Below are 16,487 nucleotides of genomic sequence, written 5' to 3' on the forward strand. Positions count from 1 at the left end.
ACCCCTCCTTACTAATTCATCATTGAACTAGTATATGGAGAGGACAGATTGTGTGTTAATGCTGACATTGAGGACAATAATGTGTGCCTCGTCCTCCTACAACCGTCTTTGTAATAAGCGTTCCACATTCATGACAAGGTTCGCCTTTTCTACCATAGACCTGCAAGTTTTGTTGAAACATACCCATTTCACCTTGACCGTTTACATAGGATTTAATTGAACTTCCTCCAGCATCTACTGCTTCCTGCAATGTTTCGACGATAGCTGTATGCAAAACCGTCATTTCTTCTTCTCCAATAGATGAGGCTAAACGCTCAGGTTGAATACGCGCCCGGTATAACGCTTCATCCACATAGATATTTCCAAGACCTACAACGGTCTTTTGATCTAGCAGAGCCGTTTTAATCGTGCGCTTTGATTGTTTGTAGGCATCTTTTAATTGTTCAACCGTAAATTGCTCAGAGAATGGCTCCACCCCTAGTTGTACAAGTGGCAAGACCAATTCTTCTGTACCTTTCGTAAATAAGTGCATCGTTCCAAACTTTCGTACGTCTGCATAGCGCAGTTCTGTTCCATCTGTTAAATGAAAAATGACGTGCGTATGCTTATCTGGAGACTCTTCAGGCGCATATACCCCATAACGTCCTTCCATCCTTAAATGGGAGACAAGTACAAAATCAGTTAGTTCAAATAAAAGAAACTTTCCTCTACGTCTGATATCAAAAATGGTTTGACCAGCAATCTTTTGCATGAACGCATGCGCATCGTCTGGTTCTTTAATCATTTTTGGCCAATGAATCGTCACACGATGAACCGTTTTGCCTTTTACGAGTTCAAGTAATGTTCTTCTGACCGTTTCCACTTCAGGTAACTCTGGCATTTCATCTTCTCCCCTTTATTTTGCGTCATACCAAGAAGAACCACTTAACACGTCTACTTGTAGGGGCACATCTAATGATAATGCGTTTTCCATTACATTTGTCACAAGTTCCTTCAAAGCTTGTTCGTCTTCTGGCGCTACTTCAAAAATTAATTCATCGTGCACTTGTAGGAGCATCGTGGCTTTCAATGATGAATTCGCCAGCTCTTCGCTCATAATGACCATCGCTTGCTTAATAATGTCTGCAGCCGTCCCTTGGATAGGCGTATTCATTGCCGTTCGCTCAGCAAAGCTACGTTGATTAAAATTGCTACTAGCTAACTCAGGCAAATAACGACGCCTTGCTAATAGAGTCTGCACATAACCTGTTTTTTTCGCTTCTTTTACGACATTTTCCATATATGCCTTTACATCGGGATAGCTTGCTAAGTAACGGTCAATAAATTCTTTTGCTTCTTTTCGAGTGATGTTTAAATTTTGCGAGAGACCGTAATCGCTAATTCCGTACACAATACCGAAGTTTACTGCTTTTGCGCTACGTCTCATTTGATCCGTCACTTCATCTTCTTCAACATGAAACACGTCCATAGCCGTTTTTGTATGAATATCCATATTCTTCAAAAATGCTTCTTTCATTCTTTCGTCGCCTGATATGTGTGCAAGTACTCGTAATTCAATTTGTGAATAGTCAGCAGACACCATCAGCCAATCATCGTGAGAAGGGACAAATGCTTTACGAATCTTCCTTCCTTCTTCCAATCGAATAGGAATATTTTGCAAGTTCGGATCTGTTGAAGAAAGCCGTCCAGTTTGTGTAAGCGCCTGATTAAATCGGGTATGCACTTTTCCTGTTTCCTCATTCGCTACTTTTAAAAGCCCTTCAATGTAAGTCGAATACAGCTTCCCTAGCTGACGATAGAGTAAGATATGTTCAATAATCGGGTGTGATCCTGCTAATTTTTCTAGAACGTCTGCACTTGTAGAATAGCCTGTTTTTGTTTTCTTTACGGGTGGAAGCTCTAACGTTTCAAATAATACTTGGCCTAATTGCTTCGGAGAATTAATATTAAACGTCTCTCCAGCTTCTTTATGAATTTCTTTCTCTAAATCTGCTAACCGCGTCGATAAATCGCCACCCATAGTCTGAAGCTGCCCTCGATCGACCTTAATGCCTTCTTTTTCCATTCGCCCTAATATAACAGACAAAGGCATCTCTAATTCTGCAAAAAGCGAGTATTGTTCATTTTCCTTTAGCTCATTTGCCAAAATTTCTTTTAAGACATGCATCGCATATGCTTTTCTAGATAAATGCTCAGCAAGCTGTTGCTCAGCAGGAATCCCTTGCTTTGCCCCTTTTCCATAAACAGTCTCATCTTCTAATACACGAACGGATCCTTTTCGCGACGCAATATCGCTCATTTCATGGGAAGAAAGTGATGGATCAAGTAAGTACGATGCCATTTGTAAATCAAACGCAACGCCATTTAATTCAATATCTTGCCATGCGAGAGCAACAACTGCTCGTTTGGCATCAAATAAATATTTTTCTTTCTTTTCATCAGCCATAAACGTTTGAAAAAGAGTTGATTCTACAGCAACCTTTGTCGGTATAAAATAATTACCATTCTTATTTGCCAACCCAACTCCAATTATATCGGCATGATGATAATTGTCGCCAAGCATTTCAATTACTAAGGCAGAAGGGCTTATAAGATGATCTTCTTTTATCTCTGAAACGATTTCAAATGCCACTTCCTCTAATGCCTCTTCTTGTTGATCTTCATCTTCACCAATTCGATTTAACAAAGAATTGAAGGCATATGCTTTAAACAATTCCTTGACAGCTTGATAATCAAATCCGTTATAGGCTAAGTCGTTAAGTGCTGTTTCTAACGGTACTTCCGTCATAATGGTTGCAAGTTGTTTACTTAAAATAGCAAGTTCTTTATTTTCTTCTAAACGCTCTTTAAGTTTCTTCCCTGACACCTCATTAATGGAGGCGAGCACGGTTTCCACATCTGAGAATTGGGTTAACAATTTAATCGCCGTTTTCTCACCAACACCAGGAACACCAGGGATGTTGTCAGATGTATCCCCCATAAGCCCTTTTAAATCAATAATTTGTTTTGGTGTTAATCCATATCGCTCTTCTATTTTTGCTTCATTATAACGATCAACTTCGGTTATACCTTTTCGAGTAAGTACGACTTCAATGCGGTCATCAACAAGCTGAAGTAAATCTTTATCTCCTGTAATGACAACCACTTCATAACCTTTTTTCGCTGCCTCTACAGCCTGTGTTCCAATGATGTCATCTGCTTCGTACTCTTTCGCTTCATATCGTTTAATCGAGAAAGCATCTAAAAGCTTGTGAATCATAGGAATTTGACCGGATAATTCTGAAGGTGTTTTTTGACGTGTTCCTTTATATGCAGCATACGTTTTATGTCGAAATGTCGATTTGCCTGCATCAAATGCAACGAGCAAATGAGTGGGCTTTTCTTCCTCAAGCACTTTCAAAAGCATGGTTGTAAAGCCATAAACAGCGTTCGTATAGTCACCTTTTTCATTGCTTAATAGCGGTAAAGCGAAAAAGGCTCGATAGGCAATACTATTTCCGTCAATTAATACTAATTTTTTCAATCGGGATCTTCCCTTCTAGCATAACTTGTATCGGTATTGTACCATACTCGCAATTGAAAAAGAAAACAGATGGGAACGAGCGTACGCAAAAAAAGACAAGAGACATAGCTCTTGCCATCAAAATCGACCGACAGAGGAATATCGATCAGGATAAGACCGTTCTTCCTAAGTGTAGGCGACAATTGTGTTGAGGATATAAACAAACTGTAAAGATCTTGTTAAGCTTGTTTTTTCGGGAACAAAATTTTGAAGATTGATCCCTTTCCTTCTTCACTTTCTACTTCTAGTTTTCCATGATGTGCTTCAGCCAAATGTTTTACAATCGCGAGACCTAAGCCTGTTCCTCCAGAATTTCGACTTCTCGCCCGATCTACCCGATAAAAACGTTCAAAAATCCGAAGCCTTTCTGGCACACTAATACCAATTCCTGTGTCTTTCACTTGAAGCTCCACATCATGTTCTTTTTCAATTAACTTTATGTGTACGGTACCATCCGCAGGTGTGTAGGCAATCGCATTCGTAACAAGGTTTAAAATAATTTGTTTTAAGCGCTGAGCGTCACCCTCAATTGTAGTTTGACCTGTTTCTGTTACATGAATGGTCATTTTCTTTTCTTCTGCTTTGCTTGATAGCAGTGTGACAACTTCATCAGAGATTCCTTTTAAGGATACTTCTTCTAAATGAAGTAAAAACTGAGCATTCTCGATTTTAGACAGTTCAAGTAAATCCATAATTAGCGTTTGTAACCGATCACTTTCTTTCCAAATAATTTCCGTAAATTGATTTGCCAATTCAGGCTCTTGGAGAGCCCCATCGATTAATGTTTCTGCAAATCCTTTAATGGACGTTACAGGTGTCTTTAATTCATGAGAGACATTTGCGACGAAATCTTTTCGGATTTGTTCAAGTTTCTTTTGCTCTGTTATATCATGGAGTACAATCGTTACCCCTCGCAAACGACCCGAATCTGTCACAACTGGAGCTCCATAGACGTCATAGACTTTCGTGACAAAATGCTCTGTCCATTCAATCTGCCCACGCTGTTTTGTTTCAGTCATATAAACCGACTGGACGAACTTACTAAGGTTGTCACTTGGGATGACTTCATAATAAGGCTTACCTGTTATTTTCTGGGCTTCAACAAAAAAAAGTTGTTCCGTTGTACGATTCACCAGCTCTACATCACCACGAACATTAATAAATAATAACGCACTTCCCATATGGTCGATCAATGCTGCCATTTGCTCTTGCTGCACTTTATGGCGTCTTGAAAGCTGTTCTAGATTGTAGGCGAGTATATTGATTGACCGACCTAAACGTCCCAGTTCTTTATGCTGGTCTTCAAAGGTCCGTGTTTTATAGTCCCCTTCTGCTAGACGAATTGCTGCATCTGTCGCGTGATCAATCGGTTTAATAATTTGCTTAGTAATGCGCGAAACAAGAATAAACAGAATAAAGAATGCAATGAAGAAGCTTGCAGCTATGACGAACCAAACGGTTTGATTAATTTGATTTAGTGATTCCACCGACAAACCTACACGAATATAGCCTAACAGCACTTCATCTTCATAAAGAGGTAAAGCATAATAAAGTAAGTCTTCCCCGATTGTCTCACTATACCTTAGTTCAACGTTATTATCAGCGAGGGCACGCTTAATCTCAGGTCGATCAAGGTGATTTTCCATTGCTTCTGGCTCAGCCCAAGAGTCTCCTAAAACCGTTCCGTTATCATCAATAATGGTTAAACGTCCCTCAAATAATTCTCCAGCTTTAGCAGCAATTCGTTGTGCCTCCTCCTGTTCAGGAAAGCCATTTTCTGTAACGGTCCATGTTGCTAATGCTGTTTCATTCTTCATACGCTCTTCAATAAAATTTAAGTATTGCTCATTTGACCAAGCGCCAATCGTTAGTCCTAGCGCTAGCAAAACAAAGGTCACCACAAGCATAATGCTTACAACGAACCGATTTTTTACATTATTCATTTGAAATTGGTTCTTCCAACTTATAGCCAAGCCCACGGATCGTTTTAATGTACACTGGCTTTTTCGGATTTGGTTCGATCTTTTCTCTCAGGTGGCTGATATGCACATCGACTATCCGTGTATCGCCAACAAATTCATAGTTCCATACAGCATTAAGTAGCTGGTCCCTCGTCAACACCCGTCCTTTATTCTCTGATAAGTAGACAAGGAGCTCAAACTCTTTTGGCGTTAAAGTGAGTAATTCCTGCTTTACATATACTTCATAATTGTCTGGGTAAATGGTTAAGTCTTTAATGACGCGTCCCTTCCCTTTTACTGCTACATCTTCTTTAGTAGCCTGTGTCTGGTCGACCCGACGTAAAATGGCACGCACTCTTGCGGATACTTCTCGAGGTGAAAATGGTTTTGTCATATAGTCATCGGCACCTAATTCTAAACCGAGTACTTTATCAAACTCATCATCTTTTGCCGTTAGCATTAAAATTGGTACAAAAATATGTTCTTGCCTTAAATTACGACACACGTCCATTCCATCCATACTTGGTAACATGAGATCAAGTATAATTAAATCAAAAGGAACTTCTTTTGCTCGCTCAAACCCAGCTAGTCCATCTAACCTCGTTTCCACTTCAAAGCCAGCCTGTTCTAAGTTGTACTTAAGTAAGGTGGAAATGGATGGTTCATCATCGACTACTAAAATGCGCTTTGCCATATAGGTAGTTGCACTCCTTTTTCTTGTGTTTGAACGGTCTTATCTTTTCTTCTCTCTATTCTCTCTTAAGTATAGCAAAAATATGAGAATGTGCTATTCCTTTATATCAGGAAGGATGGTTCGGTAAGGGACAGGAGAATTTAATACAGTTGATGTATTAATCGTTCCATACGGTATTAATCGATCAATTAGTGAACGCATGCTATTCACATCGGACACAGCAGCTTTTAAAAAGTAGCTTACTTCACCGGTTACACGGTGACACTCTATAATTTCTGCTTCATCTTTTATAACCTCTTCAAAATCCGATAATGTTACCTTTAACCCGCTCACTTGTATTAAAAGCAAGATATCCTTGCCAATTTCTTTTAACGAAACACGTGCTGTAAAGCCTTCAATAACACCTTTTTCTTGTAAACGTACGAGACGTTCTGACATACTCGGTCGGCTTAATGCTAGTTCCTTTGATAATTCACTAATTGTCATTCTGCCATTGTCTTGAAGCAGCTTTAGGATATCACAATCCATTTTATCCATTAAAAAGATCACCTTTTTTCATTTTGTACAAATAATTTATCATTTCCCTTCATTTATTAAACCACATTTTAGAAGATCCTACTAGTTGTTATACAAAACTCCTTCATTGTTATATAAACTTATAGTAACAATAACATGTAGGTGATTGAATGAATGTTTTTCGAAAGGCCATTGCGATTTTAACAGGTTGTTTTATCGTTTCAATTGGCGTTTTATTACTTCGTCATGCTGGTCTAATCACTGGTGGAACGGCTGGTTTGACCTTGACCATATCGTATGTAGTTAACCTTCCTTTTTCCTTACTCTTTTTCCTAGTAAACATACCGTTTTACGTATTTTCTTTTATAAGAATGGGCTTACGCTTCACAATTGTGACGATACTATCCGTTACTTTTTTATCCTTACTAACCGCTGTTGACACGTTTTTACCTTCTTTTACAGTCTCCATGTTTTTTGGAGCAGTCTTAGGTGGCGTTAGCATTGGTGTAGGATTAACGCTTCTCTTCAATCATCAAGCCTCCTTAGGTGGAGCCAATATTCTTGCATTGTATTTACAAAGAAAAATGGGAATAGATCCAGGTAAAACAAACTTTCTTTTTGATGGGATTGTTGTTCTTCTCAGTTTTCTAGTCGTTGGTATGATCCCTGGGCTTTTTTCCATTCTGTCTATTGTCCTTACCTCTAAAATTATTAGCCTTTACAAACATCGCTTTGTCAAACCAGTTAAACTCCAAAAAGCCTCTGTCTCTGGCGCTGGAGCGTAAAAAACCCCTCATGCGTCAAGGCATGAGGGGTTTTTTACTTATGCTGTTGGTAAAGCATCCATCACATGACGAACAGAATCAGCAGACTTATTTAACTGGTCTTGTTCCTCATCAGTTAAGTCAAGCTCAATTACTTTTTCAATACCGTCTCCACCTAAAATAGTAGGAACGCCTAGATACAAGTCGTGATGTCCATACTCGCCTTCTAAGTAAGCAATTGTTGGGATCACTCTTTTCTTATCTTTAACAATCGCTTCAACCATTTGCGTTAAGGATGCTGCCGGTGCATAGTAGGCACTACCGTTTCCAAGTAGTCCAACAATTTCACCGCCACCTTTTCGTGTCCGTTCAACAATTTCCTCTAAACGCTCAGGTGAGATTAATGTTGAAAGTGGAACGCCCCCAGCTGCTGAATAGCGAATAAGTGGAACCATATCATCACCGTGACCACCGAGAACAAATCCCGTAACATCTTCAACAGATAGATTTAATTCCTCGGCAATAAACGTTCTAAATCGAGCTGTATCCAATACACCAGACTGACCAATGACCCGGTTTTTCGGTAAACCCGATTCTTTGAATACTGTATACGTCATCGCATCTGCTGGATTCGTTAACACGATAATATAGCAATCTGGAGAATGTTTGACAATTTCTTTGGTTACAGACTTCATAATTTTCGCGTTCGTGGAAACTAGGTCATCACGACTCATACCTGGCTTACGCGCAATTCCAGCTGTGATGACGACAACATCGGAGTCTTTCGTATCTTCATAACTCGATGTGCCAATAATTCGGGAATCAACACCTTGTACAGGTGTTGATTCCATCATATCTAACGCTTTTCCTTTTGTCGGTCCTTCCATATCTGGAATATCAACAAGAACAACGTCTCCTAGTTCTTTTTGTGCAACCATAAGAGCTGTTGTTGCACCTGTAAAGCCACTACCGATAATTGAAATTTTTCTACGTTTAATCGCCATGCTAACATCTCCTCGTTCCCATTATGATTCACATTTGTTTGATTAGAGGTTTTTGATTAGTTCATCAGCAAAACCAGAACAAGAAACTTCTGTTGCACCATCCATCAAACGTGCGAAATCATACGTCACGACTTTGCTTTCAATGGTTTTATCCATTGATGACATAATCATATCAGCTGCTTCGACCCAGCCAAGGTGACGAAGAAGTAGTTCACCAGACAATAGAACAGAAGATGGGTTAACTTTATCTAATCCAGCGTACTTAGGAGCAGTACCATGAGTAGCTTCAAAGATTGCATGCCCTGTATCGTAGTTGATATTCGCTCCTGGAGCAATACCAATTCCACCAACTTGAGCTGCCAATGCATCGGAAATATAATCTCCATTTAAGTTCATTGTAACAACTACATCAAACTCTTTTGGACGTGTAAGGATTTGTTGCAAGAAGATGTCTGCAATTGAATCTTTTACAATAATCTTTCCAGCAGCTTCTGCTTCACTTTGTGCTTGATCAGCAGCTTCTCTTCCTTTTTCCTCAACAATTTTATCGTATGTTGCCCACGTAAACACTTTATCACCGAACTCGCGCTCAGCTAAATCGTAGCCCCAGTTTTTAAATGAACCTTCTGTATATTTCATGATGTTTCCTTTATGAACAAGCGTTACACTCTTTCTACCTTCATCCAAAGCGTATTGAATAGAAGCACGAACAATTCGTTCTGTTCCTTCTTTTGAAACTGGCTTGATACCAATTCCAGACGTTTCAGGGAAACGAATTTTATTAATGCCCATTTCATCTTGTAAGAACGCGATGACTTTTTTCACTTCATCAGAACCTTCTTGGAATTCAATTCCTGCATAAATATCTTCTGTGTTCTCACGGAAAATTGCCATATTTGTGTCTTCTGGACGTTTTACTGGTGAAGGAACACCAGTGAAATAACGAACTGGACGTAAGCATGTATAAAGATCAAGCTCTTGACGAAGCGCAACGTTTAACGAGCGAATTCCTCCACCAATTGGTGTTGTTAAAGGCCCTTTAATCGCAATTAAATATTCACGTACAGCGTCTAATGTTTCTGCTGGAAGCCATTCACCTGTTTGGTTGTACGCTTTTTCACCAGCTAAGATTTCTTTCCAGTGAATTTTGCGCTCTCCACTGTATGCTTTTTCTACTGCTGCGTCTAATACGCGAGATGCTGCTGCCCAAATATCAGGACCTGTGCCGTCTCCTTCAATAAAAGGTACAATTGGTTCGTTTGGTACATTAAGAACTCCGTTAGTTGTTTGAATTTTTTCTGCTGCCATGTGTATTCCCTCCATCCAAATATGTAGAACGGATAACTCCGTTCAATTTTTACATTAAACTAGTTGCTATCGTGATTCAATGGAAACATATGAGCGTTTATCAGGACCAATATATTCTGCACGTGGTCGAATTAAACGATTGTTTGCATATTGCTCTAAAATGTGCGCAAGCCATCCTGACGTACGACTAACTGCAAAGATTGGTGTAAACAAGTCATGCTTTATTCCCAGACTGTGATAAACCGTTGCAGAGTAAAAATCGACGTTTGGCAATAAGCCTTTTTCTTTTGTAATCATCTCTTCAATTTGAATCGACATGTCATACCATTTCGTTTCATTTACAACAGTAGTTAGCTGTTTAGACATATCACGTAAATGCTTAGCACGTGGATCTCCATTTTTATAGACACGATGTCCAAATCCCATGATCTTTTCTTTGTTGTCTAAAGCTTTTCTAAGGTACGGTTCTACTTCTTCTGGCTCATTAATATCTAAAAGCATGTTCATAACAGCTTCATTCGCTCCACCATGTAAAGGTCCCTTTAATGCACCAATAGCAGCTGTTATCCCTGAATAAATGTCTGACAGTGTTGCTACACATACCCGAGCAGTAAATGTTGAAGCATTCAACTCATGATCAGCATGCAAAACAAGCGCTTTATTAAACGCCTCTACAGATAAATCATCCGGGGTTTCACCATTTAGCATGTATAAGAAATTCGCGGCAAATGATAGATCTTTATTCGGTTTAATTGGCTCTTTTCCAGAGCGAATTCGTTCAAAACCTGTCACTATTGTCGGAATTTTCGCTTGAAGTCGAACTGCTTTGTTATAATTTTCTTCTTCGTCCATCTTTTCTGCATCTAAGTCAAACAAGCCAAGCGCTGAAATAGCCGAGCGCAACGCCGCCATTGGATGTACGTCATTAATTGGATAGGCTTTCATTTGAGTGAAAATTTCTTCAGGAACTTCGGCTTCAACAGCCAATTTCTCTGTAAACGATTTCAATTCTTCTTTGGTCGGAAGTTCACCATTCCAAAGTAAATAAATAACCTCTTCAAAGCTTGCATTTTCTGCTAACTCATCAATGCCATAGCCTTGATAGGTTAATTCATCGTCAATAATTGAACTTACGCTTGACTGTGTTGCTACAATACCTTCTAATCCACGAGTAGTAGTCACCTATATCTCTCCTTTTCTCTAATAAATCCTTCACAAGACGTAACGATACCAAGTGAAGCGTTTTCGCAAAAGGATGCGAACTCTCCTATCTCCTTCAAAAGTGAAAGAATACGATTCAAGCCGAATCGAGAGCGGGTTCATAGTCTAATAGACGAGCTATAAACCAAGCTTGTTAAGCAACTTAAATGATGTCGAATGACAAAACACCTATCGTTCTACCATAACTGAAAGAAGGTAAGATATAAAGTGTTTTGCGACAACCTAAGCACTTCATATCATACCATAATTTTAAAAATACGGCTATAACCAGCATTTTTCGACATGCTATCTTCTTTTAATGACAACAAACTTACCGTTTGCAATACCAGAATGAATGGCTTTTAGTAAGCCTGCTTTTATAATGGTTCTTGTCCAGGGTATTAGAAACAATGCTCCAACAACATCTGTAAAAAAACCAGGTACCGTTAAGAGTGCGCCACCAATAAAGATACAAGCACCATCTATCATTGCTTGACTAGGAACTTGTTGCTTTTGCATTTGCAATTGAGCTAATCGTATGACCTGCATCCCTTGACGGCGTGCCACTAAAAAGCCAATAATGCTAGTTAAAAGCATAGCAAGAATGGTGTACCATACGCCAATCCACTGTACTGATAAAACAATGAACAAGAGTTCAACTAATGGAATCCCAATCGCAACAGGTAATAGAAACCGTTTAAACATAAATGACCACCTCATTTATAAGAAAAAGAAGAGCGAACGCTCTTCTTTTCTACATTATAATACACGCGCTTTGCCGCTGTAAATATTTCCGGTTTTTGCATCAACTGTTACTTCTTCACCATCAGTAAAAAGTGCTAATGCATCGTCAACACCTACAACAACAGGTGTGCTTAAATTCAAGCCAACTACTGCTGCGTGAGACGTTAGCCCACCTTCTTCTGTAATAACAGCAACAGCTTTTTCAAAGGAATCAATCATATCTTTATCCGTCGATTTAGTAACAAGAACGGCACCCTGTGTCATTTTTGCACTTGCTTCCGCTGCATTCTCTGCTAACACGACTTTACCTGAGCCAGAACGCTGACCAATACCTTGGCCTTTTGCTTTCACTTCGCCTAGTACATGTACTTTAAGAAGATTTGTTGTTCCCGTTTCTCCTACTGGTACACCAGCTGTAATCACGACGAGATCGCCTTGAGCAACATGCCCTGATTCCATAGCTGCTTCAACAGTTAAATCAAGCATTTCATCTGTCGTGCTTGCTTGCTTACCAAATAGTGGTGTTACTCCCCATACAAGGGCCATTTTACGGAATGCTCTTTCATTGCTTGTAATCGCCAAAATAGGTGATTTAGGACGGAAACGAGAAGTCATACGTGCCGTGTAACCACTTTCTGTTGCTGTTAAAATAGCAGTTGCATCTAAATTAGAGGCAGTATGCGCTACAGACTGACCGATTGCGCTTGTGATCGTTTGCTTTGATTCTTCACTTTTCTTCCGTAGCAATTGATCGTAATTCAAGGCTTGCTCGGTACGACTAGCAATATTGTGCATTGTTTGTACAGATTCTACAGGATAATCACCTGCTGCTGTTTCACCTGATAGCATAATAGCATCTGTTCCGTCAAAGATAGCGTTAGCGACGTCACTTGCTTCGGCACGAGTTGGGCGTGGATTTCTTTGCATTGAATCAAGCATTTGTGTTGCCGTAATGACAGGCTTTGCTTGTTCATTACATTTCTTAATTAACTGTTTTTGTACAAGTGGTACTTCTTCGGCAGGAATTTCAACGCCTAAGTCCCCACGAGCGACCATTAATCCATCCGATACTTCAAGAATTTCATCGATATTATCGACGCCTTCTTGGTTTTCAATCTTAGGGATAATGGCAATGTCAGCTGCGCCGTTTTTCTCAAGTAATTCGCGAATTTCTAACACATCAGAAGCACGACGCACAAATGACGCTGCAATGAAATCAACATTTTGCTCAACACCGAACAGGATGTCTGCTGCGTCTTTATCCGTCATACCTGGTAGGTTGACGCTAACATTAGGCACATTTACCCCTTTTTTATTCTTTAAAGTACCGCTGTTTTTTACTGTAGTCACGATTTCATTCGCACGAACATCTGTAATCTCAAGACCAATTAAACCATCATCAAGTAATAACGTACTACCTACACTACAATCATTAACAAGGCCCGGATACGTAATCGAAATCTTCTCTGTAGAACCTACTACTTCTTCCATCGATACAATAAGTTGTTGTCCTTTTACAAGGTCAATTGCACCGTCTACAACCGTTTGTGTACGAATTTCAGGACCTTTTGTATCTAGTAAGATTGCAACTGTTTTTCCAGTTTTCTCCGATGCTTCGCGGATATTACGAATACGCGCTCCATGTTCCTCGAAGTCTCCATGGGAAAAATTAAGACGTGCTACGTTCATGCCAGCGTCTATTAATGAAACCAGTTGATCCACCGTTTCACTTGCTGGTCCTATTGTACATACGATTTTTGTTTTACGCATTTTGTTCCTCCTACTATTTTCTTAAATCGACAGTTCTTGCGAAAGCTTGTACATATCTGTGTCAATTTTATGTGGTTGATCTAAAATATCATTAATGGAATGATAAACAATTTCATTACGTTGTATGCCTACAGTCATGCCCGCTTTTCCTTCTAATAATAAGTCAACAGCTTTTGCAGCTAAACGGCTAGCAAGCACTCGGTCTGCTCCAGTTGGTGAACCACCGCGCTGAATATGTCCTAGTACCGTTACACGTGTCTCCACATTCATTTCAGCACTGATTTTTTCACCAAAGTCAAAGCCTGACCCAACACCTTCAGCAACAATAATAATACTATGCTTTTTGCCTCGCTCAACACCCCGTTTAATGTTAGCAAGAATCAGATTCATGTCATGTTCTTCCTCGGGAATGACGATTGTCTCAGCACCATCTGCAAGCCCTGCCCAAAGCGCAAGATCTCCTGCGTGTCGACCCATTACTTCAATAACGTACGTACGCTCATGAGATGTAGCAGTGTCACGAATTTTATCAATGGCATCAATAATAGTGTTTAATGCTGTATCGAACCCAATTGTAAAGTCTGTTCCTGGTATATCGTTGTCAATCGTTCCTGGGACACCGACTGTTGGGAATCCATGCTCGCTTAATTTTTGCGCGCCACGATAAGACCCATCTCCACCAATGACGACAAGTCCTTCAATCCCGTGTTTTTTAAGTTGTTCAATCCCCTTTTTTTGTCCTTCAAGGGTTTTGAATTCTTCACATCGTGCTGTATATAACATTGTGCCACCACGGTGGATAATGTCTCCAACTGAGCCGAGCTCCATTTTCTTAATATCGCCTTCAATTAAGCCTTGATAGCCATAAGAAATTCCATACACTTCAATTCCATGATAAATTGCTTTTCGAACAACTGCGCGAATCGCTGCATTCATACCAGGTGAATCGCCACCACTTGTTAATACACCAATACGTTTCAATTATGTTCCTCCTCACGAACAATAAGACAGACGAAGCTTGTCTTAACTAGTCTCTGCAAGTAAAGATACCACTTTGATTTACTGAACACAAGTGTTTCCATACTACAAAAAATGCTTTCATATCAATGAAAGCACTTCCAAATCATTTAGATTCTGCTTTAACTCGTTTGTCAGCTATTTGTCCCATTTTCATATACTTTTCATATCGTTCCTCTAAAAGCGTCTCTACAGACTTTGCTTTTAAGTCACTTAAAGCATCACGTAGCACACGTCTCATACTAACAGCCTGCTCCTCAATGTTACGTTGCGCGCCGCCTTTAGGTTCTTCAATAATTGAATCGATTACACCAAGCTCATATAAATCAGGTGCAGTAATTTTCATTGTCTCTGCCGCTCTCTTCGCTTGCGTAGAGTCTTTCCATAATAATGCTGCTGCACCTTCTGGTGAAATAACCGAATACGTTGAGTTCTCTAACATATAAATTCGATCAGCAACGCCTAGAGCAAGTGCCCCACCGCTTCCACCTTCTCCTATCACTATGCTTATCGTTGGAACATTTAACCCAGCCATCATAAGTAGATTTTTTGCAATGGCCTCACTTTGACCGCGCTCTTCTGCCGACTTACCTGGATAAGCACCTTTTGTGTCAATAAAACAAACGATCGGGCGATTGAATTTTTCTGCCTGTTTCATTAAACGTAACGCTTTTCGATAACCCTCAGGATGAGGCGAACCAAAAAAGCGCATAATATTTTCTTTTGTATCTTTTCCTCGTTGGTGACCAATCACGGTAATAGGCTGATCTTCAAACGTTGCAATTCCAGCAACAATCGCTTTATCATCGCCAAAAAGTCGATCACCGTGAAGCTCCAGAAAATCGGAAAACAAAAGAGAAATATAATCAAGACTCGTTGGCCGCTCATGATCTCGAGCAATTTGCACCCGTTCCCATGGTTGTATATTCGTATAGACCGATTCCTCTAGTTCTTGCAGACGAACTTCCATTTTATGAATCTCAGAACTTAAGTCTAAGTCTTTTTCTTTTGCAAATTTACGAAGCTCTTCTATTTTAGTTCGAAGCTCCAGTACAGGTTTTTCAAAATTTCGTTCAGTAGTCATGTTTACTCCCCCTACCTACTGGTGAATTGCCAACACTGTTGTCAGCGTATCTTTCATTTCTAGTCGCGGGATAACTCGATCTAATTGCCCATGCTCTAACAGAAATTCCGCAGTTTGGAAGTCTTCCGGAAGTTCCTCACGAATCGTTTGTTCAATAATGCGTCTACCAGCAAAGCCGACAAGTGCTTTCGGTTCTGCAAAATTGTAATCACCTAACGATGCGAAACTTGCGGAAACACCACCTGTAGTCGGGTGTGTCATGACTGAAATAAACAAGCCACCGGTACGATCTAATTTCTCAAGCGCCGCGCTTGTTTTCGCCATTTGCATTAAACTAATCATCCCCTCTTGCATTCGCGCACCGCCAGAGGCAGCCACAATAATGAGAGGATGCTTCAATTCAATCGCTTTTTCAATTGCGCGTGTAAGCTTTTCACCGACAGCTGCCCCCATACTCGCCATTCGGAATTGAGGGTCCATAACAGCTAAAACAACAGGATGACCATTTAATTCCCCTACACCTGACACGCATGCTTCGTTTAAGCCTGTTTTCTTACGGTCTGCTTCAAGTTTCTTTTCGTAATCAGGGAATGCTAACGGATTACCACCAATCACATCGGCATCTATTTCCTGAAACGTTCCTTCGTCAATTAACGCTTCAATTCGTTCCCAAGCGCCCATCCGGTGATGATGTCCACATGTTCGACATACACTCAAATTCTTTTTCAGATCCTTTGTGTACATAATGGTTCGACAAGATGGACATTTTGTCATAAGTCCTTCAGGTACTTCTATCTTTGCTCGCTCAGATGGAATTGTTGCATATCGTTTCTTTTTCTTAGAAAACATATCCTTTAACATGG

Annotated in this window: 14 protein-coding genes; 1 reads left to right on the forward strand and 13 read right to left on the reverse strand. The window is 40.0% G+C overall.

The genetic code is table 11. The features are described 5' to 3' along the window. Positions 1–55: 55 nt before the first annotated feature. From mutM to E2L03_RS04080, 5 genes are all read right to left on the reverse strand, one after another. Positions 56–880, reverse strand: coding sequence for a DNA-formamidopyrimidine glycosylase (gene mutM, locus E2L03_RS04060; RefSeq protein WP_038481853.1), 825 nt, complete (start codon positions 878–880; stop codon positions 56–58). Positions 881–895: 15 nt separating this feature from the next. Next, on the reverse strand, positions 896–3,523 hold the full coding sequence (gene polA, locus E2L03_RS04065) for a DNA polymerase I (protein WP_134258597.1): 2,628 nt from the start codon (positions 3,521–3,523) through the stop codon (positions 896–898). A gap of 218 nt (positions 3,524–3,741) precedes the next feature. Next, positions 3,742–5,505 (reverse strand): two-component system histidine kinase PnpS, encoded by a 1,764-nt coding sequence (gene pnpS / locus E2L03_RS04070; protein ID WP_124742348.1) that lies wholly within the window; start codon positions 5,503–5,505, stop codon positions 3,742–3,744. Further along, complete coding sequence (locus tag E2L03_RS04075; RefSeq protein ID WP_038481863.1) at positions 5,498–6,217, reverse strand: response regulator transcription factor; 720 nt, start codon at positions 6,215–6,217, stop codon at positions 5,498–5,500. Before E2L03_RS04075 ends, pnpS begins: the two co-directional genes overlap by 8 nt. Positions 6,218–6,310: 93 nt before the next feature. Then, positions 6,311–6,754, reverse strand: coding sequence for an Lrp/AsnC family transcriptional regulator (locus tag E2L03_RS04080; RefSeq protein WP_134258598.1), 444 nt, complete (start codon positions 6,752–6,754; stop codon positions 6,311–6,313). A gap of 149 nt (positions 6,755–6,903) precedes the next feature. Here E2L03_RS04080 and E2L03_RS04085 point away from each other — a divergent pair, with 149 nt between their 5' ends. Then, positions 6,904–7,518, forward strand: a complete 615-nt coding sequence (locus E2L03_RS04085; RefSeq protein WP_134258599.1) for a YitT family protein — start codon at positions 6,904–6,906, stop codon at positions 7,516–7,518. A gap of 38 nt (positions 7,519–7,556) precedes the next feature. On the opposite strand, the gene mdh is transcribed toward E2L03_RS04085, so the two are convergent. The 8 genes from mdh to accD form a co-directional block, all read right to left on the reverse strand. Further along, positions 7,557–8,501, reverse strand: coding sequence for a malate dehydrogenase (gene mdh, locus E2L03_RS04090; protein ID WP_038481872.1), 945 nt, complete (start codon positions 8,499–8,501; stop codon positions 7,557–7,559). A 42-nt stretch (positions 8,502–8,543) separates the two neighbouring features. Next, entirely contained in the window at positions 8,544–9,809 is a 1,266-nt protein-coding gene (icd, locus tag E2L03_RS04095; protein ID WP_124742349.1) for an NADP-dependent isocitrate dehydrogenase, read from the reverse strand. A gap of 66 nt (positions 9,810–9,875) precedes the next feature. Then, positions 9,876–10,991: a citrate synthase gene (gene citZ / locus E2L03_RS04100; protein ID WP_055736231.1), complete on the reverse strand. Its 1,116-nt coding sequence runs from the start codon at positions 10,989–10,991 to the stop codon at positions 9,876–9,878. A 324-nt stretch (positions 10,992–11,315) separates the two neighbouring features. Then, a complete protein-coding gene (locus E2L03_RS04105; protein WP_243839500.1) occupies positions 11,316–11,729 on the reverse strand; it encodes an FxsA family protein in 414 nt (137 codons plus the stop codon). A 39-nt stretch (positions 11,730–11,768) separates the two neighbouring features. Then, positions 11,769–13,523: a pyruvate kinase gene (pyk, locus tag E2L03_RS04110; protein ID WP_038481882.1), complete on the reverse strand. Its 1,755-nt coding sequence runs from the start codon at positions 13,521–13,523 to the stop codon at positions 11,769–11,771. Between the two features lie 21 nt (positions 13,524–13,544). Beyond that, on the reverse strand, positions 13,545–14,504 hold the full coding sequence (gene pfkA, locus E2L03_RS04115; RefSeq protein WP_038481885.1) for a 6-phosphofructokinase: 960 nt from the start codon (positions 14,502–14,504) through the stop codon (positions 13,545–13,547). A 142-nt stretch (positions 14,505–14,646) separates the two neighbouring features. Beyond that, the gene (locus E2L03_RS04120) at positions 14,647–15,624 is read right to left on the reverse strand and encodes an acetyl-CoA carboxylase carboxyltransferase subunit alpha (RefSeq protein WP_095150514.1); all 978 of its coding nucleotides are present in this window, start codon (positions 15,622–15,624) and stop codon (positions 14,647–14,649) included. Between the two features lie 15 nt (positions 15,625–15,639). Next, on the reverse strand, positions 15,640–16,485 hold the full coding sequence (gene accD / locus E2L03_RS04125; protein WP_038481891.1) for an acetyl-CoA carboxylase, carboxyltransferase subunit beta: 846 nt from the start codon (positions 16,483–16,485) through the stop codon (positions 15,640–15,642). Positions 16,486–16,487: the final 2 nt, after the last annotated feature.

The sequence above is a fragment of the Shouchella oshimensis genome, from assembly GCF_004375095.1.
Lineage (GTDB): Bacteria > Bacillota > Bacilli > Bacillales > Bacillaceae_D > Shouchella > Shouchella oshimensis.